Raw genomic sequence first — 20,399 nt, forward strand, 5'->3', positions numbered from 1 at the left:
TGGTCAGCACGTCAAGCCTGACAGACGAGGCCGAACAGACGAGGGGGACCGTCCGTGCAGTTCGAGGTGTGGGCACCACAGGCCGACCGGGTGACGCTCCAGTGCGCGGGGGCCGCCCGCACCATGGAGCGCGATCCGGAGCGGCCGGGCTGGTGGAGGGTCGAGGCGGAGGCGGAGGACGGCACCCGGTACGGGTTCTCGGTGGACGACGGCCCCGTACTGCCCGATCCGCGCTCCCGGCGGCAGCCGGACGGCCCGGACGGGCTCAGCGCGGTCGTCGACCACGAGCGGTACGACTGGCGCGCGCCCTGGCAGGGCCGGCCGCTGCCGGGCGCGGTGCTGTACGAGCTGCACGTGGGCACGTACACCCCCGAGGGCACCCTGGACGCGGCCGCCGACCGGCTCGGACACCTCGCCCAACTGGGCGTCACACACGTCGAGTTGATGCCGCTGTGCCCGTTCCCCGGGGTGCACGGCTGGGGGTATGAGGGGGTGTCCCTGTGGGCCGTGCACGAGCCGTACGGTGGGCCCGAGGCGCTGAAGCGCTTCGTCGACCGGGCGCACGAACTCGGACTCGGCGTCGTCCTCGACGTGGTGCACAACCACCTTGGCCCCTCCGGGAACCACCTCCCCGCCTTCGGCCCCTACTTCACCGAGACCCACCACACGCCCTGGGGTGCGGCCGTGAACCTGGACGCGCCCGGCTCGGACGAGGTGCGCGCGTTCCTCGTCGGCAGCGCACTGGCCTGGCTGCGCGACTACCGCCTCGACGGGCTGCGCCTGGACGCCGTGCACGCGCTGCGGGACACGCGCGCGTACACGTTCCTCGAGGAACTGGCGGCGTCCGTGGACCAGCTCTCCGACGACCTGGGCCGGCCGCTGTTCCTGATCGCCGAGTCGGACCTCGCCGACCCGCGGATCGTCACCCCCCGCAAGGAGGGCGGCATCGGACTGCACGCGCAGTGGAACGACGACTTCCACCACGCGCTGCACACCGCGCTCACCGGCGAGTCGCAGGGCTACTACGCGGACTTCGCCCGGGCGCCGATGGCGGCCCTGACGAAGACGCTGACCTGCGGCTACTTCCACGACGGCACCTACTCCAGCTTCCGCGGACGACACCACGGACGCCCACTGGACCGCACCCGGATCTCCGGACACCGGCTGCTCGGCTACTCCCAGACCCACGACCAGATCGGCAACCGCGCCCAGGGCGACCGGCTGTCCGCCTCCCTCTCCCCCGGGCTGCTGGCCTGCGCGGCCACCCTGACGCTCACCGGGCCGTTCACGCCGATGCTGTTCATGGGCGAGGAGTGGGCCGCGTCCACGCCCTGGCAGTTCTTCACCGACCACACCGACCCGGAGCTGGCCGAGGCAGTACGGCGGGGCCGACGGCGGGAGTTCGCGGCGCACGGCTGGGCGGAGGAGGACGTTCCCGACCCGCAGGATCCGGCGACCCGGGACCGCTCCGTCCTGAACTGGTCCGAGCCGGCCGAAGGTGTCCACGCGGGCCTGCTGGCCTGGTACCGCGAACTGATCGCCGTGCGGCGCGCCGAGCCGGACCTGTCCATGCCCGATCTGGCGGCGGTCCGGGTGGCGTACGACGAGGAGGCCCGCTGGCTGGCGCTGCGCCGCGGTGACGTCCGGGTAGCGGTGAACCTCGCCAAGGAGCCGGCGGCGATTCCGCTCGGCACGGGGCGGTTGCGGGTGCTCGCCGCCTGGGAGCCGGTGGCGGCTCCCGGAGCGGACGGGCTGCTGAACTTGCCCGGGGAGTCCTGTGTGGTGCTGACGCAGGCGTAGGCCGGTGGCGGGGGCGGGGCGAGGTGGCCGGTGGTCCCGTCCCCCTCCCGGTCGCGGTCCCCGGGGCGCTGCCCGGAACCCGCTCCTCAAACGCCGGAGGGGCTGGATGGTGTCAGCCCGTCCGGCGTTTGAGGACGAGGCCGTTCAGGCCGACAGCGGGGTTCAGGGGCGGCAGCCCCGGTTACGGGACGGGTAGGGGCGGAGGGGGCGATAAAACCCTCCCCTGCCACCCGCCACCGGCCACTTCCCTCGTGGGGACGGGACCGGAGGCCACGAGGCAGCGGGTGGGGGCGGGGCTTGCGAAAAGACCACAACGCCCGCCCCGCCTTCGGCTCAGGGACCCTCGTCCCGCAGCTCCGTCACCCGTTCCAGCAGGATCGCCTCCCAGGCGCGGCCGAGCTGTTCCTGGAGGAGGGGGAGCGAGCCGCCGTCGCCCCGGAGGCACGCGGCCAGGCGGAGCAGAGCGTCGCATCGCGCCAGCCAGAGCCCCCGCAGGCAGGGCCGCGCCCCGTATCCGGCCAGGGTCGCGGCACGCACCGCCGCGGGCGCGCCCACGGAGACCGCGAGCCCGGCGATGTCCTCGGCGGGATCGCCGACGACGGCGCTCGACCAGTCGAGGACACCCCGCACCCGCCCGTCCGGACTCACCAGCAGGTGCTCGCCCCGAAGACCGTGATGGACCAGTACCGCACCGCCCGGCTGCGCGGCGAGCTGCCGGGCGGCGGGAGCGGTGAACTGGGCGAGCCGCGCGGCGTCGAACTCGTCGCTCTCCTCGAGCGGTTCCGCGGCCCGCAGGGCGGCGGTCCGCAGCGACTCCAGGTTGCGCGGCGCGGCCCGCGGCACCCCCAGCAGCTCGGCCTGCCGCAGGGTCACCTCGCGCAGCCCGGTCAGCAGGCCCGCCAGATCGGCCTCGCCGACCGCGGAGACGTCCTGCTCCTCGGCGCACACCCCGGGCAGCCGGGTGTCGAGCGTGTAGACGAGCCCCGGCGCCCACTCGCCGCTGGCGATGCTCACCGGGACGGCGAGCCCGACGTGCGGACGCACCAGATCGCGCAGTCGCAGCTCGCGCCGCCGGCGTACGGAGGCCTCCCGGTCGGGGGCGAGCCGCAGCACATGGCGGGTGCCGATCCACCAGGAGGAGTGCTCGCCGCACTCCGTGACGGGCCGCACGTCCGGTCCGCTCTCCGGGAGGAGCGAGCGGATCAGCCGCCGTACGGTCTCGGCCGTCGGGGGTGTCGCTGCCTGGGTCATGGTCGCGCCGTTGTCGTTCGGGGGCGGTTCGGGTCGGTTTCCGGGTTCAGTGCACGATCGCCAGCTCCCTCGGGGTGTCGTTGAGACTGCGCATGCCCTCCTCCGTCACGGTCACGATGTCCTCGATGCGGACGCCGAACCTGCCGGGCAGGTAGATGCCGGGTTCCACGGAGAAGCACATGCCGGGCACCAGCGTTCGGTCCTCGCCGTCGACCATGTACGGCGGCTCGTGCGTGGTGACCCCGATGCCGTGGCCCGTGCGGTGGATGAAGTACTCGCCGTACCCGGCGTCGGTGATGTACTCGCGGGCCACCCGGTCGACGTCCTGGCAGGCGATGCCGGGCCGGACGGCCGCGCAGGCGGCCTGCTGTGCGGCGCGTACGACGTCGTGGACGCGTTGCTCCTCGGCGGTGGGTTCGCCGACGTGCACCGTGCGGGAGGTGTCGGAGCCGTAGCCGTACTTCAGACCGCCGAAGTCGAGGACGACCATGTCGCCCTGCTCGATGACGCGGTCGCCCGCCTCGTGGTGCGGGTTGGCACCGTTGGGTCCGGACCCGACGACGGTGAAGTCGACCTGGGAGTGACCGAAGTGTCGCAGCAGCTCCGCGAGGTCGGCGGCGATGTCGGTCTCCCGGCGGCCGGCGAAGGGCACCTTCCGGATCTCCTCGTACGCCGCGTCCGCCGCCGCGCCCGCCGCCGCCAGGCGTTCCAGCTCGGCGGCGTCCTTGACGGCGCGCAGCATGGGGAGGGACTCGGTGAGGGAGGTGTACCGGATGCCGGGGAGCCGCTTCGTCAGTCCCAGCAGGTGCATGGCCCAGGCGTTGTCGCTGATGCCGTAGCGGCCTCCCGCGCCGAGCAGCGGGGCGGCCGTCTCATAGGGGTCGTTGCCGTCGCTCCAGTCGCGCAGGGTCAGGACGGGCGCCGCCGCGGCCTCGGCAGCGTCCGGGGCCTCCAGGGCGGGCACCACCAGCACGGGGTCGGGGTCCTCGCCGGCCCGGAGCACGAGCAGGGTGAGCCGCTCGGTCGGGACGGGCCGGTAGCCGGTCAGCCACACCAGATCGGGTCCCGGCGCGATCAGTAGGCCGTCGAGCCCGGCGTCCGCGGCTGCCTCCGCGGCGCGCCGCATACGCGTCGCGTGGTCGTCGGCGGTGAAGGGCGCGGGCGAGCCGGTCATCCATGCCTCCGTACGTCCTCGGGTTCCACCGGGTTTCCCCAGGCGGCTACGGGCAGCATCCTGCCCTTCCACGGGGGCGGACGCGAGCCGATTGCGGGCCTGAGTACGACCGACACCCAGGGAGGGAGTGGCCTCACGGTGCGTCCAGCAGCCGCCGGGCCGGCACACAGCCGCCGCTAATCCGGAGCGCCACGGCATACACCAGTTCGATGCGGTACACCGGGCGGGGCATGACCAGGAGAACGGCCACCGCCCGGGTCACGCCCGCGGCGGCCGTTCGGGCAGCAGGGTGAGGCGGGGCGGCGACGGGCAGGGCCACCATGGCATCCGGACCGGGCGGTCGCCGCCAGGACGACCCGTGACCGGCTCGTCCTGGACGCCCGCTGGATCCCCGCACGGGACGCGGCATACGGCGGCGGCTTCGACGCCGTATGGGTGGTGCCGGGCAGCCGGCCCGTACACCTTTGGGGGCTGGTGCCGCCGTTCGTCTGGGTCCTGGCGCGGGCCGCGGTCACGCGCGCGGCGTGATCGTCCTCAGGACGGTGCCCCGGCCCGCCGAGCGAACGGCAGCTGCACTGTCGTGGGCACGTTCAGTGCCGGGGGCGGGCTCGGCGCCGGGCCCACGTTCAGTGCATGGGGGGCGCTCAGTGCATGGGGGGCGGAGAGCGGTGTTCTCGTGCCGTGTGACAGGTACTCCTCCCGGTAGCGTCGGCACTCGCGGTGCCAGTTCAGGATGCCGGCCAGCCAGTCCTGCAACTCGGCCACATAGCCGTCGAGCACCGACCGTTCCGCCTCGCCGAGCCCGAAGTCGTCGTACAGGACGGGCAGCTCGGCCGCGGCCACGTGCTGGAACTGCCTGAGGCGGCCCTTCATCAGGTCGTGGACGATGGCGACGGCGGTCGGGTAGTCACAGTTGAAGAAGTTCTGCACCACAAGCACGGCGTTGTGCACCTCACCCTCGTACTCGATCTCCTTCTGGTACGAGAACAGGTCGTTGAGCAGGCAGGCGTAGTCGAAGGCCGAGTTCACCAGGGACTGCATCGGCGTACTGGCGTAGACCTCGGGCGGGACCCGGTTGCCGTGGGAGATGCGCGACAGGCTCGCGGTGAGGTCGGAGCCGAAGGTGGCGCGGCGCATCTCGATGTAGTCGACCGGATCGGGGATGTGGTTCTGTGCCTGGTTGGCCAGTTCCCACAGCCAGCTGTCGAGCATGGTCTCGATGGCGTCGCGCAGCATCGCCCGCGCCTCGGCGTCCATGAGGCGTGTGGTGCGCTCCCACAGATCGGTGAGCCCGCGTTCCATGCCGGTGACCGGGGCCGGCGGCGGTTCGGCGGTGTCCAGCGGCATCATCAGCTTCAGCCGCTCGGTGCAGGCACGGGCACCGATCAGGTCGCGGGTGCGGCCGTACATCAGAGGGTAGGCGTCGTCGCCGTAGGTGCCCCAGGCCAGCCAGGCGGAGCTGAGGTCGAGTTCGTCGGGGGTGGCGTCCGGGTCGAGTCCGGCCGAGCACAGCGGGAGGTCGTGGCGGCGCAGCGCGTCCTCGTCCCAGACGCCCTCGCCGAGAATCCCCATGCGGTGCGCCCACCCGACGAGGTTCTCTCGCGCGGTGCCGAGGTGCGTGCTGAGGCTGACCGCGTAGGGCAGTTCCAGGTCCGGCACCAGCGAAGGTCCTACGCGTTGGAACGGGACGTGGGTGTAGGAACGCAGCCGCTGTGCGCCCGCCGCGGTGAGCAGGCCCTTGACGTCGGCCGCCGCGGTGCCGAGCCCGATCGGCCCGCCGAGTGGTGAACTCCCCTCCAGTGCACCCTCGTTCATATAGCGGCTGGAGCGCAGATGCCATTCGTGGCCGCCCGACTGCCAGTCCTGCAGGCCCTTGACGTACGCGCCGACGGCCGCGCACTCCGGGGCGCCGAGCCCCTTCTCCAGGAGCAGTGCGGGGAGTTCCGTGAAGGCGGTCGACTCGAACTGCTGAAGTCGTGAGGTGATCAGGTCGTTGACGGCGTCTGCGGCCTCCTGGGTAGTACAGCCCAGGAACGTCTCCAACACCAGCACGCCGTTGCTGAGTTCGCCCTCGTCCTCGATCTCGCGCTGGTAGGAGAAGAGGTCGTTGCGCAGATGCACCCCGTCGGAGAAGGCGTCGGTGAGGACCCGCAACGCGCGGCAGTCGGCGACCGGTTCGGGGATCTCGGCGGTGGCGTACTCGATGAGTCCGGCCGACCAGGGGGCGCCGCCGACCTTGCGGCGCATCTCGATGTACTCGACGGGGTTGGCGATCCGCCCCTCATTGATGTTGGACAGCTCCCACAGGGACTCGTTGAGGAGGTGCTCCGTGGACCGGGCGAAGCGGGCGCGCCAGGCCGGCGACATCGCGGGCACCGTACGCGTCCACAGATCGGCCAGGCCGGCCTCGACGGGGTTTCGCGGCTCGGGCATCGGGGCCGCGACGTCCATCGGCATGAAGAGCGGCAGCCGGTCCAGATGGGCTTTGCCGCCCTCGCGGTCCTGGGTGCGTTTGTACATCTCCAGGAAGTGGTCGTCGAAGAAGAACACCCACACGTACCAGTCGGTGATGAGGGAGAGCGCGGGTCCGTCGCAGTCGGGGTGGGTGTACGCGCAGAGCAGTCCGTAGTCGTGTGCGTCGAGGTCGGCCTGCTCCCAGATGCCGGAGCCCTCCAGCATGCCCATCTCGCGTGCCCACGCGGTCGAGTGGGCACGCGCCTCGTCCAGGTGTGGGTTCAGGCGCGCGGGATGCGGCATGTAGAAGTGCGGGAGTTGGAACGGCTGCGTCATGGCCGGGTACTGCCCAGGGCCTCTTGGCGGCATCCACGGGTCCGGGCCTGATCACACCATCGCGTGAACAGCCCACTGTGCCTGCCGCGGACCACCCGATGGTGTGGCAGGACGTGCGGATCGGCTGACGGGGGCGGGTCAGCCAGTGCCCCGTCCGGGAGGACCGGGGCAGAGTCACTCCGTGCGAGGGGTCACCCGGGTCGGCCGGCCACCCGGATGGGAGGGCCACCCGGGTCGGGGGGCCACCCGGGTCAGGAGGGCGACGCCAGGAGGGCGCCCCAGGTCGGGGGATCACCCAGGTCAGTGGATCACCCGGTGCGAGGGACATACAGGGCGTCCTCGGTGCCGGTGACGCGCAGGTGCAGCAGGTACGGTCCGTCGTCGTCGCCGCGCTCCAGGGCCTGGTCCAGGGCGGTGGGCAGTTCCTCCGGCCGTTCGGCGCGGTCGCCCGGACAGCCGAGGGACCGCGCGAGCGCGGCGAAGTCGATGCCGCCGAGGTCGGTGCCGGGCACGGAGGCGATCCCGATCCGCCGGCCGAGGGCGCTGACGGCCGCGTAGCCGCCGTTGTCGAGCAGGACGTAGGTGACAGGCACCCGGTGCTGGGCGGCGGTCCACAGGGCCTGCACGGAGTAGAGCGCCGATCCGTCGCCGATGACGCACACCACCCGGCGCCGGTCGGCCAGCGCACGGCCGACGGCGAGCGGTAGGCCCCAGCCGAGGGCGCCGCTGCCGGTGGTGAGGAAGCCTCCGGCACCGTCGACCCGCACGCGCGCGTGGAGCGCGTCGCGGTGGCTGGGTGCCTCCTCGACGAGGACCCGGTCGTGCGGCAACCGGTCCCTCAGCAGGTCGAGGACGTGTTCCCCGGTGAGGTCGGGCGCGGCGGGCACGGGGTCGGGCACACGGCGGGGCGGGGGCGGTTCGCGGCCGGAGTCGGCAACCAGGGCGACGAGCCCGCCGACGGCCGGCTTCAGCGTGGTGACGATGCTGGTGCCGGTGGGCAGCCAGGCCGCCTGTCCGGGGTCGCAGTCGAGGTGGAACAGCTCGGTGCCCGGGTTCAGCGGCGGGTGGTCGGTGTGCACGTGGTAGGTGAAAAGCGGTGCGCCCAGCGCGACGACCACGTCGTAGGGCTCCAGCGCGGCCGCCAGCAGGTCCGCCACCGGAGGCAGGAAGCCCTGGAAGAGCGGGTGCGACTCGGGGAATCCGGAGCCTCCCGACATGGGACTGATCCATACGGCGGCCCTGGTTCGCTCGGCCAGCTCGCGCACTTCGGGGAGGGCGTCCTCGTCGTCGACTCCGGGGCCGACCACCAGGGCGGGCCGTTCGGCGGCGTCCAGGCGTGCGGCGAGGGCACCCAGCGCGGCGGGGTCCGCGGTGAACGCGCCGTGCACGGCGCGCGGTTCGACGGGGTCGGCGGGCTGGTCCCAGTCGTCCTCGGGGATCGAGACGAAGACCGGGCCGCGCGGGTGTGCCATGGCGATGCGGTGTGCCTCGGCGAGGACCGCCGGGACGTCGGCCGCTCGTTCCGGCTGGCGGCTGAACTTCACGTACGGGCGCGGGAACTCGGCGGGTTCGTCGGCGCCCAGGAAGGGGCGCAGCCGGAGCAGCGCGCGGGACTGTTGTCCCGCGACGACGACGAGGGGCACCCGGTCGCGGAACGCGTTGAACACGGCCCCGAGGGCGTGGCCGACCCCGCCGGCGGAGTGCAGGATCACCAGTGCGGCGCGGCGCGTGCCGACCGCGTGGCCGGCGGCCATGGCCACGGCGGTGGACTCCTGCAGTCCGAGGACATAGCGGAAGTCGTCGGGCCAGTCACGGAACATGCGCAGTTCCGTGGATCCCGGATTGCCGAACACCGTGGTCATGCCGGTGTCCCGGCACAGCCGGACGACGGCGTCCCGAACGGTACCGGTCATCGGTCGCCTCCCCACGCCCCGGCCCCGCCCGGGCCACCCCCGTCTGCACGCCCGTGCGCATGACACCCGCCTGCACGCCCCGGCACACGACACCCGCCTGCATGCCCGGGTGCACGGCGCCCGCCTGCGAACCCGGGCATACGGCACCCGCCTTCGCGCCCCGTCATTCGGCGCCTCCTCCCGGTCCGGTCGTACGGCTCATCACGGCGCCTCCTCGGCGGTCGGTCCCATCCGCTGGTCCGCTTTCGGCGTCCGGATGCCGAGCCTTTACCCCGCGGCCCCGGGCGACACAACCGCATCCCCGGACCGTGGCCGGATCACGGTGCCGCCGGGCGGTGGGAGTCGGGCGGTGGGCGTGGCACTCTTGCCCCGTAAGCCGGTTAAGGCCACCGTGGTGCGACATGACCCCTTTCGTACTGCCTCATGAACTGCACGGCGACGGGCCGCACAAGGTGCTCGCCGTGCACGGCTGGTTCGCGGACCGGTCGGCGTACGCGCCGGTGCTCGCCGACCTGGACCGCGCGTCGTTCCAGTACGCCCTGGTCGACCTGCGCGGCTACGGCGCGGCGGAGGACACCGCAGGCGACTTCACCACCGCCGAGGCGGCGGCGGACCTCGTCGAGCTGGCGGACCGGCTCGGCTGGGAGCGCTTCTCGGTGGTCGGGCACTCGATGGGCGCCGCCGTGGGGCAGCGGCTGCTGACGACGGGTCGGGTGCGCAGACTGGCCGGAATCTCCCCCGTGCCCGCCTCCGGTTTCCCCATGCCCTCTCAGCAGTGGGAGCTGTTCGCCGAGGCGGAGCACCGGCCGGAGAACCGGCGCGCCGTCATCGACCTCACTTCGGGCGGCCGGCGCCCCGCGGCCTGGCTGGACCGGATGGTCGCCCGGTCGCTCGCGGTCACCGCTCCGAAGGCGTTCCGCGCCTGGCTCGACTCCTGGGCGGGCGAGGACTTCCACGCGGAGGTGGCGGGCTCCCGGGTGCCCGCACTCGCCGTGACCGGCGCCCTGGACCCCGCCGTTACGGCCGAGTTGCTGCGCGGGACCTGGCTGCGCTGGTACCCGCAGGGCCACCTGGTGGAGCTGTCCGCGGCGGGTCACTACTCGATGGACGAGACTCCGCTCGAGCTGATCCGGGTCGTCGAGGACTTCCTGCGGGAGGACGACGCGGCGTGAGCTCCGCCGAGCCGCATGTGCGCGGGACCGGGGCCGGTGGGGCGGGGGCCGGTGCCCCGGTCCCGGACGTCTTCGACCCGCGCGGGTATGCGCGGGGCGTGCCGTACGAGGCGTACCGCGTCCTGCGCGACCACCACCCCGTGGCCTGGCAGGACGAACCCGAGGTGCTCGGCTGGCCGGCGGGTCCGGGCTTCTGGGCGGTCACCCGGCACGCCGACGTCGTACGCGTCCTCAAGGACCCGGCGACGTACTCCTCGCACCTCGGCGCGACCCAGATCCGCGATCCCGACCCCGGTGACCTGCCGTTCATCCGGCGCATGATGCTCAACCAGGACCCGCCGGACCACGGCCGGCTGCGCCGTCTCGTCAGCCGGGCCTTCACCCCGCGCCGCACCCGGCGTTTCGAGGCGGTCGTACGGGAGCGGGCCCGGGGCCTGCTGCGCCGGGCCCTGGAGAGCAGGGTGGACGGCATCTGCGACGTGGTCGCCACCGTCACCGACGACTACGCGCTGCTCAACCTCGCCGATCTGCTGGGCGTACCGGAGAGCGACCGCGGGCTGCTGCTGCACTGGACGCAGCGCGTCATCGGCTACCAGGACCCGGACGAGGCGGGCCCGCGGGTGAGCGATGCCGCGGGCAGGCCGGTCGATCCGCGTTCGCCGGCGATGCTGGCGGACATGTTCGCGTACGCGCGCAACCTGGCCGGGCACAAGCGGCGGCAGCCCGGAGACGACATCATGACCACGCTCGCGACCGACCCCGAACTGTCCGGCGGTGAACTGGAGATGTTCTTCTTCCTGCTCACGGTCGCGGGCAACGACACCGTCCGCAGCGCGGCGCCGGGCGGTCTGCTGGCCCTCGCGGAGCGCCCCGGGACATATCTGAGGCTGCGCTCCGGTGACGCTCAGCTCCCCTTGGCGGTCGAGGAGTTGCTGCGCTGGCACCCACCCGTGCTCAGCTTCCGCCGTACGGCGGTCCGCGACACACGGCTGGCGGGCCGTGACATCGCCGCCGGGGAGAAGGTGGTGGTGTTCCACGCCGCCGCCAACCGGGACGAACGAGCCTTCCCCGACCCGGACCGCCTGGACCCCGACCGCACCCCCAATCCCCATGTCTCCTTCGGCGACGGCCCGCACGTCTGTCTGGGCGCGCATTTCGCACGGCTGCAACTGCGCGTGCTGTACGAGGAGACGCTGCGCGCCCTGCCCGGACCGCCGCGGCCGGCCGGTCCTCCGCGCCGTCTCGTCTCCAACTTCATCAACGGGCTGAAGTCGCTGCCGCTGCGTCTGGGAGTGAGCAGCGCGACACCTGGCGGGCTGAACGCTCGCCCGTGAATCTCCGTACTGGACGGGACAACCGGCCCGTACCACCTCACGGAGATCGCACCCGATGACCGCTCACCGCACCGTCACCGCGGCCGCTCTGGTCGGAGCGGCCTCCGTCATGTTCCTGGCCGCGCCCGCCCAGGCGCACGGGGCACCGACGGATCCGATCAGCCGGGTGTTCGCCTGTTCCGAGGACGGCGGGGCGGACGCCCGCTCGGCGGCCTGCCAGGCGGCCGTGGCCGCCAACGGGGGTGCGATCGGGGCGTGGGACAACCTGCGGGTCGCCGGTGTGAACGGCCAGGACCGGCAGACCATCCCCGACGGGAAGCTGTGCAGCGGAGGGATCGACGTCTACAAGGGGCTGGACGTGGCGCGCGCCGACTGGCCCTCGACCGAGCTGAAGCCGGGGTCGGAGCTGACGCTGACCTACGCGTCGACCATTCCGCACAGCGGCACGTTCAAGGTGTTCCTCACCAAGGAGGGCTACGACCCCACCAAGCCGCTGAACTGGTCGGACCTGCCGGAGAAGCCGTTCGCGACGGCCACCGACCCGAAGCTCGTGGACGGCGTGTACCGCTTCAAGGTGAAGCTGCCCGCGGACCGGACGGGCCGTCAGATGCTCTACACCATCTGGCAGAACACCAGCACGGTGGACACCTACTACTCCTGCTCCGACGTCGTCTTCCCGACCGCCGACAAGGGAGAGCGGGCGGACGACGGCGGGTCCTCGAACGAGGGTGGTTCGGCGGACGCGGGCGGGAGCGGCGCCACGACCGGTGCCTCCGCCCCTACGGAGTCCGGGAACGCCGGGGCCGCGGACGCCGGTTCCGCGGGCGCACCCACCCCCAACCCCACCGGTGCCCAGACAGTGACCAGCAGCCCCGTGGCCACCGCCGACGGTGATGACACCGTCGGCATGGCACTTCCCCTGTTCGCGGGTGGGCTCGTCGCCTTTCTGGTCACCGCCGGTGTCGCCGTCGGCCTTCGTCGCCGTCGCTGACACCGGGATCCGGAAAGGGGCCGGCCGGTGCTCCCCCACACCGGCCGGCCCGACCCGGTCCTGATCCACCGCTCAGAACCTCAGAGCTCGCAACGCGGACCGCAGGCCTGGAATCTCAGGCCTGCGGTCTCATGCCCGGGATCTCATGCCTGGGATCTCAGTCCTGCGATCTCAGGCCTGGAATGTCAGGCCTGCGGCCTCCGCCCTCAGAAGGTGAGCTTCCAGCTGTTCACGGTGCCCGTGTCCTGGGCGGCGACGTCCTGGACACGGAGCTTCCAGGTGCCGTTCGCCGTCTCGCTCGACGCGTTGACGGAGTAGGTGGTCTTGACGTTGTCGGCCGAGTCGGAGGTGCTGGAGGACTTCAGCCGGTAGGTCGAACCGTCCGGGGCCACCAGGTCGAGGACCAGGTCACCGCGGTAGGTGTGGGTGATGTCGACGGTGACCTGCAGGGCGGAGGGCGCGTTGCCGCTGATGCCGCTGACCGTGATCGGCGACTCGACGGCGGAGCCCGCGTCCGGGATGGAGACCGCGGCGGTGGAGGAGAAGGTGGTGCCCGAGGGGGTACCGCCGCCGCCACCGCTGACGGCCGCGACCGTCTTGGTGGCGTCCGCGAGGCCCGCGCCGCAGCCACCCGAGCAGGTGCCGGGCAGGGCACGGGCGTTGGTCTTGATGGCCGACTCGATCTGGGCCGGGGTGAGCGAGGTGTTCGCCGACTTCAGCAGCGCGGCCAGGCCCGCGATGTGCGGGGTGGCCATGCTGGTGCCCTGGTAGTACTCGTAGTTCTCGGTCGACGGGGTCTTCGCGCCGGAGTTCAGCGTCGACAGGATGCCGTTCGCGGTGCCGGTGCTGGTCTGTCCGCCGGGGGCCGCGATGTCGACGATCGAGCCGTAGTTGGAGTACGAGGCGCGGGAGCCGGAGCGGTTGGTGGCCGCGACGGTGATGACGTTCGAGCAGCTCGCCGGGGAGTAGTTGGCGGCGTTGGCGTTGCTGTTGCCGGCCGCGACGACCACCGTGGTGCCGCGGTTCACGGCCGCGTTGATGGCGCTCTGGGTGGCGGAGGTGCACGAACCCGAGCCGCCGAGGCTCATGTTGATGACCTTGGCGACGTTGGAGTTGGCGGGAACGCCGGAGACGGTGCCGCCGGAGGCCCAGGTGATGGCGTCGATGATGTCGGAGTCGTAGCCGCCGCACTTGCCCAGCACACGCACGGGGGAGATCTTCGCGCCGTGGGCGATACCGGCGATGCCCTTGCTGTTGTTGGTGACCGCGGCGATGGTGCCGGCCACGTGCGTGCCGTGCCAGGAGGAGTCGCTGGCGGGGATGCCGGCGCCGCACTCGTTGGCGTTGTACCAGTCGCCCGGGTCGGCCGGGTTGCTGTCGCGGCCGTTGCCGTCGACGGAGACCGCAGTGTCTGAGATGAAGTCGTAGCCGCCGACGATGTTGGCGGCGAGGTCGGAGTGGGTGACGTAACCGGTGTCGATGACGGCGACCGTCACCCCGCTGCCCGTCGACGTGGACCAGGCGCCCGGCACGTTCATGCCCGCGGTGGCCTCGAACAGGTCCCACTGCTTGCTGTACTCGGTGTCGTTGGGGTCGGCCTGCGGGGTGTTGAGGCGGTCCGGTACGACGTAGGAGACCTGGGGGTCGGCCTGGTACTCGGCGATGACGTCGGAGACGTCCTTGGCGCTGAGGTCCTCGCCGAGGTCGACGAGCGCGGCGCCGGTCCCGAGACGGCGCTGGAAGTCGAGTTCCTCGCCCGCCTCCTTGCCCTTGGCCTCGGCGTCGGCGGAGGCGGCGGAGTTGGACTTGGCCTCGGGGGCGGAGGACTTGTAGCCGACGATGAGGCGCTCGGCGGTCTCGCCGGGGGCGGCTTCGACCTGCGACGCGGCGGCCTGTGCCGCAGGGGCCCGGTCCGCGGACTCCGTCGCGGAGGCGGGTCCCACCAGCGCGACACCCGACAGAACGGCCGCGGAGACCGCGGCCAGGGATATGAGCTTCCGTCTGGAAGCGGGGGACACACGGGCAGTTCGCATGAGCTTGCCTTTCGTGGCCGACTCCACGCGGGAGCACGGTGATTCGCTTCGTCGTCGAAGCGGCGGGGGGTCACTCGAAGTAGAGGCGCGGCGGCCGGCCATGCGCGAGCTGCCCTTGAAGGGGTTACCTGTGGGTCAGCTGTGGTTGAAAACCATAAGCAAGGCCCAGGTCATAGGGATACAGGGAAAACCCTCGATTACCGCGAAGCGAGGGGTGCGGGCGCGCGCGGGGGCACAGCCCGCCGCATACAGAACGCGGGCCGGACGGGAGGGGAGCTCCCGTCCGGCCCGCGGGCTTCAGAGAACGGGCCGGGCGCCGCGTGCCCGGCGGCCCGGCCCGTCGTCGTACGCCGGCCGGTGCGTCAGTTGACGAAGACCAGCGGGCTGCCTTCCTGGCTGATGTCCCGCACGGGCGCGTACTTCGCGGTGAAGTAGCCGTTGGCGAAGCACAGCGAAGAGCCCGACGACTTGGTGAACTGCTGGGCGGTGAAGGTGATGCTGTTGTCGTCGTTGCTCGCCGTACCGGTCAGGCTCGGCGCCTGGTAGACACAGTTGATGCTGCCCAGCAGGGTGCGCAGCACGACCGTGGTCTGGATGGTCGAGCCCGCGGCCGGGGTGACGGTCACGGTCCCGTCCGAGCTGACGGTGGTGGTGTAGGGCAGGTTGTTGACGGTGATGCTGGTGACGCCCCTGACGCCGAGGACGTTGCTGGTGCAGGCGCCGGCGTCGAAGGTCTGCTCGGAGACCGACTCGGTGGCCGTGCCGGGCGCGGTCGGGTTGTCGGTGGCGGTGGCGGTGAACGTCGACGAGCTGCAGGAGATGCCGCTGGTTCCGGTCGCGCTGGAGTAGAGCGTGGCGGCCGTTCCCTCAGCCAGCCCGGCCTGAAGGACGTCGCCTGCCGCGACGGGGGTGCCGCCCAGGCTGCCGGTGGTCAGCACCGGGGTGTCGGCGGCGGTGGCGGGCGAGGTGGCGAGGGAGAGCGCCGCGACGGCACCGGCGAGGGCGAGAACGGGTCGAGTACGCATGCGGGTATGCCTCTTTCTTGACAAAGCGGGGGTGAGGGTGAGGGTTTCGGCCGCTGCCGGTCCGTCACGCCTTCTCCGTACGCGGCGGATCGGCAGCGGCCGGTCGGGCACGGTCCCAGGGGCAAGGTGACCGCACTCGGATAGCGGCGACGAGTCGCCGGGAAAGGCGGCAGCGAATACGGCGCCTGACGGGCTGTCAGGTCGCAGTGAGCGCCGCGTGGAACGGGTGTTACCCGGGAAGGTCGTGCGACGGGTCCGGCGCCACGGACTCGTGAGTAACCTGGCCTGAGTTGTAGACCTGAGCACTGTTCAACGTCAAGGCACCGTGCGGAAGTTGGTCGTGCGGGACGATGTCCGGAGGGTGTACCGGGAGAATTCGCCGGCCCGGGTCGGGCACGGCCTTCACAAAAACAACATCCTTTTCGCACAAGTTACTTGACCGTCAAATGTAACCGGGGGTAACTTCCTGGTCGGCCGCTGCGACGTGCCGAGAAAGCCCTTGCGCCCGCCGGGAGACTCAAGGATGTGTGCCTCGCAGCACTGTCCGCGCCAGGACACCGCGCCACTCAAGCCCTACCTGCATTGATCTATGCCATGGGAGCAACGATGGCCTCGTCCCCGGACGTCAATTCGTCCACCGGTTCCACCCCCGAGAGCCCCGAAAGCGGTTCCGCCTCCGAAAGACGCGGGCGGGTCCGCCTGCGCCGCGCCGCGGTGATGGCGGTGCCTGCCACCGCGCTGGCCGCGGGAATGATGATCCTCACCGCCGAGGGCGCCCTCGGTGTGCAGTTCGCCATCTCGGGCATGCCCTTCACGGTCACCGCCTCCGAACTCAATGGCACGGGCTTCGAGCAGTTCGGCGGCCTGGACGAGATGGCTCCGAACAGCCCGAACGCCGGCGACACCGGCGGGCAGGTACTCGTCGTCACCTCCGTCATCAAGGAAGCGACGCTCAGCAAGCTGTGCCAGAGCGTCGACCTGGGCGGCGTCAACCTGCTGATCCGTGCGGGCGAAGGCTCCGACAAGGTGCAGGCCAGCGATCTGACGACCGACTCGACCGAGCTGACGGGCGACGCGGCCTTCACCAACATCGAGATCGGCAACGACGCCAGCACCCTCACCAAGGGCGGCGTCAAGGGCCCGCTCGGTGTCTTCAGCCAGCAGGCCGACACCGTGCAGATCAAGAACCTGAAGCAGACCAACTACGCCACCACGGCGGGTGTGTTCAAGCTTCCCGGCCTCAAGCTCAGCTTCAGCAGCAAGAGCTGCGCGAAGCCCGACGTCAGCTGATGTCCGGCTTCAAGCAGTGGCGGTCGGACCGTCCCTTCTGGGGCGGTCTGCTGCTCGCCCTGGGCGGAGCGCAGATCCTGCTCACCATGAAGGCCTCGTTGAAGGTCATCCTGCACGTCGGTATGCAGGGCGTCGCGGGCTATCTGCTGCCCAGCGTGATGCTGCTGCTCGGACTGCTGATCCTCTTCAACCCCAGCCAGCGCCTGTTCTACTCCATCGTCGGCGTCATGGCGTCACTGGCCACCTGGGCCACCTCGAACATGGGTGGCTTCTTCGTCGGGCTGCTGCTGGGGACGGTCGGCAGCGTGCTGACCTTCGGCTGGCTGCCGGACCAGGAGCCGCGCGTCAGCCGCCGCCGGCGACGGCGCGAGCGGGCCGCGTCGGCGACGGCGGCCGGCGACACACCCCCTGGCACGGGCCCGGACGCGGCCCCCGACTCGCCCCTGGGCACCGCCCGGGCCGAGGCACCGGCGACCTAGTGCCGCGGCAGTCAACGTTTGCCCGTCATCAAGGAGCGGCGTCCGGGGCGTCCTCTGGGGGTACCGCCTGCTCGAAGAGCTTGGGGAGTGCCGGCCGGAAGTCCTCGTAGTGGACGTACTTGGGCTTTCGGCCGGTGCGGTGAGCTCGTAGTGGACGTACTTGGGCTTTCGGCCGGTGCGGTGAGAGGGCGTCCCGGGCCTCGCGACGGGGCGAACGTTGCCTGTTGCGGCACTAGTCCTCAGCGAACCGTGAGCGAAGCCCGGAGTGCCGCCTCGAGCCGCTCCGGGCTCGTCCAGTTCCGCTCACGGGTCGGTGGCACCAGCCAGTACAGGCCCGGACCACTGATGCGATGGGTGGGCGGCACCGCCACATGGCAACCCGGTCCCAGAATCTGCGCTCCCGGCAGCTCCCAGGTCCCGGCGGACCTGGGCGGCACGAGCCAGTAGAGGATGCCGCCGTAGCCGTCCGCGATGACGGCCCCCGACTGCTCGCCCAGCCGCTGCAGCACCGCGGTACCCACATCGAGCGGCACCCGTACGGCATCCCACCACCGCCCGGCGGGCAGCGCGCGGACATCCGGGCCGAGAGCACGCATCCACCGCGGAACGCTGCTGACTGTCATGCCGCTCACCGGTCTCTCCTCGGGTGCACCTGACTGTAGGACCGTACGCGTCGGTTCAACTTGCCGGAACACGTAGGGAAGTTGCCGTCGTACGCAGCACGTCCGACGCGCTCTCGTCCGGGCTCATTACCGCGGCGTAGCGTGACCCGGCGTATTGGTGTACGAGTCCGGAGGCTCCGATGACAGACCAGCGTGCCGTAGTGATCGACCCGTCCGGTCGGGACATCCACGGCGAGGCCGCCCGGATACGCGACCGTGGCCCGGTGACACTGGTCGAACTCCCCGACGGTGTGCGGGCCTGGGCGGTCAGCAGTCCACACCTCCTCAAGCGGCTGCTCACCGACTCCCGGGTGTCCAAGGACCCGCGCCGGCACTGGCCCATCTGGATCAACGGCGGGATCTCACCGGAATGGCCGCTGCTCACCTGGGTCGCGGTGCAGAACATGTTCACCGCGTACGGCGCCGATCACAAACGCCTGCGCCGGCTGGTCTCCAGCGCGTTCACCGCCCGGCGCACGGCGGCGCTGCAACCCCGCGTCGAGGAGATCACCAAGCAACTCCTCGACGGGCTCGAGGAGGCCGGGCGGCGCAGCGCGACGGTCGACCTGCGCGAGGAGTTCTGCTATCCGCTGCCCATCCGGGTGATCAGCGAGCTGCTGGGGCTGCCGGAGGAGAAGGGGGACGAACTGCGGGCCATCGTCGACAGTGTCTTCCACACCTCCGCGTCACCGGAGGAGGTCACCGAGACCTATGCGCGGATGTACGCCGTCCTCGGCGAACTCGTCGCCACCAAACGAAAGATGCCGGGGGACGACCTGACCACCGCGCTGATCCACGCCCGCGACGAGGAGGGCGACACCCGGCTCGGCGAACAGGAACTGCTCGACACCCTGATCCTGATGATCAGCGCCGGGCACGAGACCACGGTCAACCTCATCGACAACGCCATCCACGCGTTGCTCACCCATCCGCGACAGCTCGAACACGTGCGGGAGGGGCGGGCGTCCTGGGAGGACGTCGTCGAGGAGACACTGCGGGTGCAGGCGCCGATCGCCAGTCTGCCGCTGCGGTACGCGGTGGAGGATCTCGAGCTCGGTGCGATGGGCGGGCCCGAGGGCATGGTCATCGCCCAGGGGGAGGCGATCCTCGCGGCGTACGCCGCGGCGGGACGCGACCCCGGGAAATACGGGGCGGACGCCGCCGTCTTCGACGTGACCCGCCTCGACAAGGAGCATCTGGCGTTCGGGTACGGGGTGCACTTCTGCCTCGGCGCGCCGCTCGGCCGCCTGGAGGCGACGACCGCGCTGCCCGCCCTGTTCACCCGTTTCCCGTCCCTCCGACTCGCGGCCCCCGAAGGGGAGTTGACCCCGGTGGACTCCTTCATCTCCAACGGGCATCGGAGCCTGCCGGTGCGTCTGGGCTGAGGAGGCTTGGGTCGCCCCCTGCGCCCCTGCTGCCCCTGTCCTCCCCCAGGTCGAGAGCTTGGGGAGGGGCCGGGAGGGGGCGGCGGAGGCTGAACAACCCAGCCCCCGCACCCTCTACTCCCCCCCGCCACCAGGCCAGCAGCCGCCCCAGCCCGCCTTCCACACGCTCCACACCCGGTTTCGGCTCGGGAAGCGGCGGCGGTGCGACCGGCGCGCGACAGGCCGCGACTGCTGCCGCTAGGTGGTCCTCCGCGGGCTCCGGCACCCGAGTCCCAGGAAACGTGACCGGCAGCGCCGCGAGGGCACGGTGGAACGGCCCCGGCCGCCAGACCAACTCCCCCACCGGCACCGCGAGTTCCGCATCTGGAAGGCGGTCGAGGAGCTTCTCCACCGCGACCGCCGCCATCAACCGCGCCGGAGTCTGCGCCGGACAGTTGTGCGGCCCCGCGCTCCACGCCAAGTGGGCACGGTTACCGGCCCGTTGACCGGGCTGAACGGGCTGGTCGGGCGGGTCGGACACCAGCGCCGGATCGTTCTTGGCCGCGGCAAGTGACACCACCACCGGGTCCCCGGCACGCAGCAACGCCCCCCTCGTAGACGACGTCGCGCACGGGATAGTGCACGGCGTAGTTGGCCATCGGCGGATCGGTCCACAGCACCTCGTCCAGCGCGTCCTCCACCGGCAGGCTCCCGCCGGACAGGGTCCCCGCGAACCGGTCGTCCGACAGCAGCAGCCGCAGCGCACCGGCGATCAGGTTCTGCTGCGGCTCCGTCCCCGCCCCCATCAGCACGACCAGGGTGTGGATTCTCCTCGTCGCTGAGCTGCTCCGGATGCGCCATCAGCCAGGAGGTCACGTCCCGCCCCGGCCTGCCGCGCTTGAGCGCCACCAGCTCGCGCAGGGTCGTCGTCAGCAGTTCGTCGGCCTTCTCGGCGTCCACACCGTCGAAGATTCCCGAGATGCCCTCCACCAGCCGCACCCCGTAGTCGGGCGGGCAGCCGAAGAGGTGGTTGAAGACCAGCAGCGGCAGCACCTGCGCGTACTCGGCGAGCAGATCGGCACCGCCCCGCGGCGCGAACCGGCTCGCGGCGGTTCCCGGGC

Annotated in this window: 14 protein-coding genes and 1 pseudogene; 7 read left to right on the plus strand and 8 right to left on the minus strand. The window is 71.6% G+C overall.

From position 1 onward, the window contains the following. Positions 1–54 precede the first annotated feature (54 nt). On the plus strand, positions 55–1,800 hold the full coding sequence (treZ, locus tag EF387_RS02205; protein ID WP_128374759.1) for a malto-oligosyltrehalose trehalohydrolase: 1,746 nt from the start codon (positions 55–57) through the stop codon (positions 1,798–1,800). Between the two features lie 333 nt (positions 1,801–2,133). Here the strand turns inward: treZ and EF387_RS02210 are convergent, their stop codons facing one another. From EF387_RS02210 to mdlC, 4 genes are all read right to left on the minus strand, one after another. Continuing rightward, on the minus strand, positions 2,134–3,051 hold the full coding sequence (locus EF387_RS02210) for a phosphotransferase family protein (RefSeq protein WP_128374760.1): 918 nt from the start codon (positions 3,049–3,051) through the stop codon (positions 2,134–2,136). Positions 3,052–3,097: 46 nt separating this feature from the next. Beyond that, entirely contained in the window at positions 3,098–4,225 is a 1,128-nt protein-coding gene (locus tag EF387_RS02215) for an aminopeptidase P family protein (RefSeq protein WP_128374761.1), read from the minus strand. A 534-nt stretch (positions 4,226–4,759) separates the two neighbouring features. Continuing rightward, the gene (gene cyc2, locus EF387_RS02220; protein WP_238431296.1) at positions 4,760–7,015 is read right to left on the minus strand and encodes a germacradienol/geosmin synthase Cyc2; all 2,256 of its coding nucleotides are present in this window, start codon (positions 7,013–7,015) and stop codon (positions 4,760–4,762) included. 308 nt (positions 7,016–7,323) lie between these two features. Further along, positions 7,324–8,928 (minus strand): benzoylformate decarboxylase, encoded by a 1,605-nt coding sequence (gene mdlC, locus EF387_RS02225; RefSeq protein WP_128374762.1) that lies wholly within the window; start codon positions 8,926–8,928, stop codon positions 7,324–7,326. Positions 8,929–9,329: 401 nt separating this feature from the next. Here mdlC and EF387_RS02230 point away from each other — a divergent pair, with 401 nt between their 5' ends. From EF387_RS02230 to EF387_RS02240, 3 genes are read left to right on the plus strand one after another with little or no spacing between them, the layout of a single operon-like run. Further along, positions 9,330–10,100 carry an alpha/beta fold hydrolase gene (locus EF387_RS02230; RefSeq protein ID WP_128374763.1) on the plus strand — a complete coding sequence of 257 codons (771 nt, stop codon included), beginning with the start codon at positions 9,330–9,332 and terminating at the stop codon, positions 10,098–10,100. Further along, on the plus strand, positions 10,097–11,434 hold the full coding sequence (locus EF387_RS02235; RefSeq protein WP_238431297.1) for a cytochrome P450: 1,338 nt from the start codon (positions 10,097–10,099) through the stop codon (positions 11,432–11,434). The genes EF387_RS02230 and EF387_RS02235 overlap by 4 nt, the downstream gene beginning before the upstream one ends. A 55-nt stretch (positions 11,435–11,489) precedes the next feature. Continuing rightward, on the plus strand, positions 11,490–12,425 hold the full coding sequence (locus EF387_RS02240; RefSeq protein WP_128374764.1) for a lytic polysaccharide monooxygenase auxiliary activity family 9 protein: 936 nt from the start codon (positions 11,490–11,492) through the stop codon (positions 12,423–12,425). Positions 12,426–12,631: 206 nt separating this feature from the next. On the opposite strand, the gene EF387_RS02245 is transcribed toward EF387_RS02240, so the two are convergent. Together EF387_RS02245 and EF387_RS02250 are read right to left on the minus strand one after the other, a co-directional pair. Next, complete coding sequence (locus EF387_RS02245; protein ID WP_128374765.1) at positions 12,632–14,458, minus strand: S8 family peptidase; 1,827 nt, start codon at positions 14,456–14,458, stop codon at positions 12,632–12,634. 362 nt (positions 14,459–14,820) lie between these two features. Then, positions 14,821–15,483, minus strand: coding sequence for a Tat pathway signal sequence domain protein (locus EF387_RS02250; RefSeq protein WP_128374766.1), 663 nt, complete (start codon positions 15,481–15,483; stop codon positions 14,821–14,823). A 606-nt stretch (positions 15,484–16,089) separates the two neighbouring features. Here EF387_RS02250 and EF387_RS02255 point away from each other — a divergent pair. After that, positions 16,090–16,773 (plus strand): DUF6230 family protein, encoded by a 684-nt coding sequence (locus EF387_RS02255; protein WP_128374767.1) that lies wholly within the window; start codon positions 16,090–16,092, stop codon positions 16,771–16,773. Next, on the plus strand, positions 16,773–17,252 hold the full coding sequence (locus EF387_RS02260; RefSeq protein WP_238431298.1) for a DUF6114 domain-containing protein: 480 nt from the start codon (positions 16,773–16,775) through the stop codon (positions 17,250–17,252). Before EF387_RS02255 ends, EF387_RS02260 begins: the two co-directional genes overlap by 1 nt. Before the next feature lie 239 nt (positions 17,253–17,491). Here EF387_RS02260 and EF387_RS02265 read toward each other — a convergent pair whose 3' ends face one another. Further along, positions 17,492–17,875: a hypothetical protein gene (locus EF387_RS02265; protein ID WP_202918131.1), complete on the minus strand. Its 384-nt coding sequence runs from the start codon at positions 17,873–17,875 to the stop codon at positions 17,492–17,494. Positions 17,876–18,054: 179 nt separating this feature from the next. Here EF387_RS02265 and EF387_RS02270 point away from each other — a divergent pair, with 179 nt between their 5' ends. Further along, positions 18,055–19,299: a cytochrome P450 family protein gene (locus EF387_RS02270; RefSeq protein WP_128374768.1), complete on the plus strand. Its 1,245-nt coding sequence runs from the start codon at positions 18,055–18,057 to the stop codon at positions 19,297–19,299. Here the strand turns inward: EF387_RS02270 and EF387_RS02275 are convergent. Then, positions 19,256–20,379 (minus strand): annotated as a pseudogene (locus tag EF387_RS02275) (cytochrome P450 family protein); the annotation flags it as partial. The gene EF387_RS02270 and the pseudogene EF387_RS02275 overlap by 44 nt on opposite strands. Positions 20,380–20,399: the final 20 nt, after the last annotated feature.

This window comes from Streptomyces cavernae (assembly GCF_004023625.1).
GTDB classification, from domain to species: domain Bacteria; phylum Actinomycetota; class Actinomycetes; order Streptomycetales; family Streptomycetaceae; genus Streptomyces; species Streptomyces cavernae.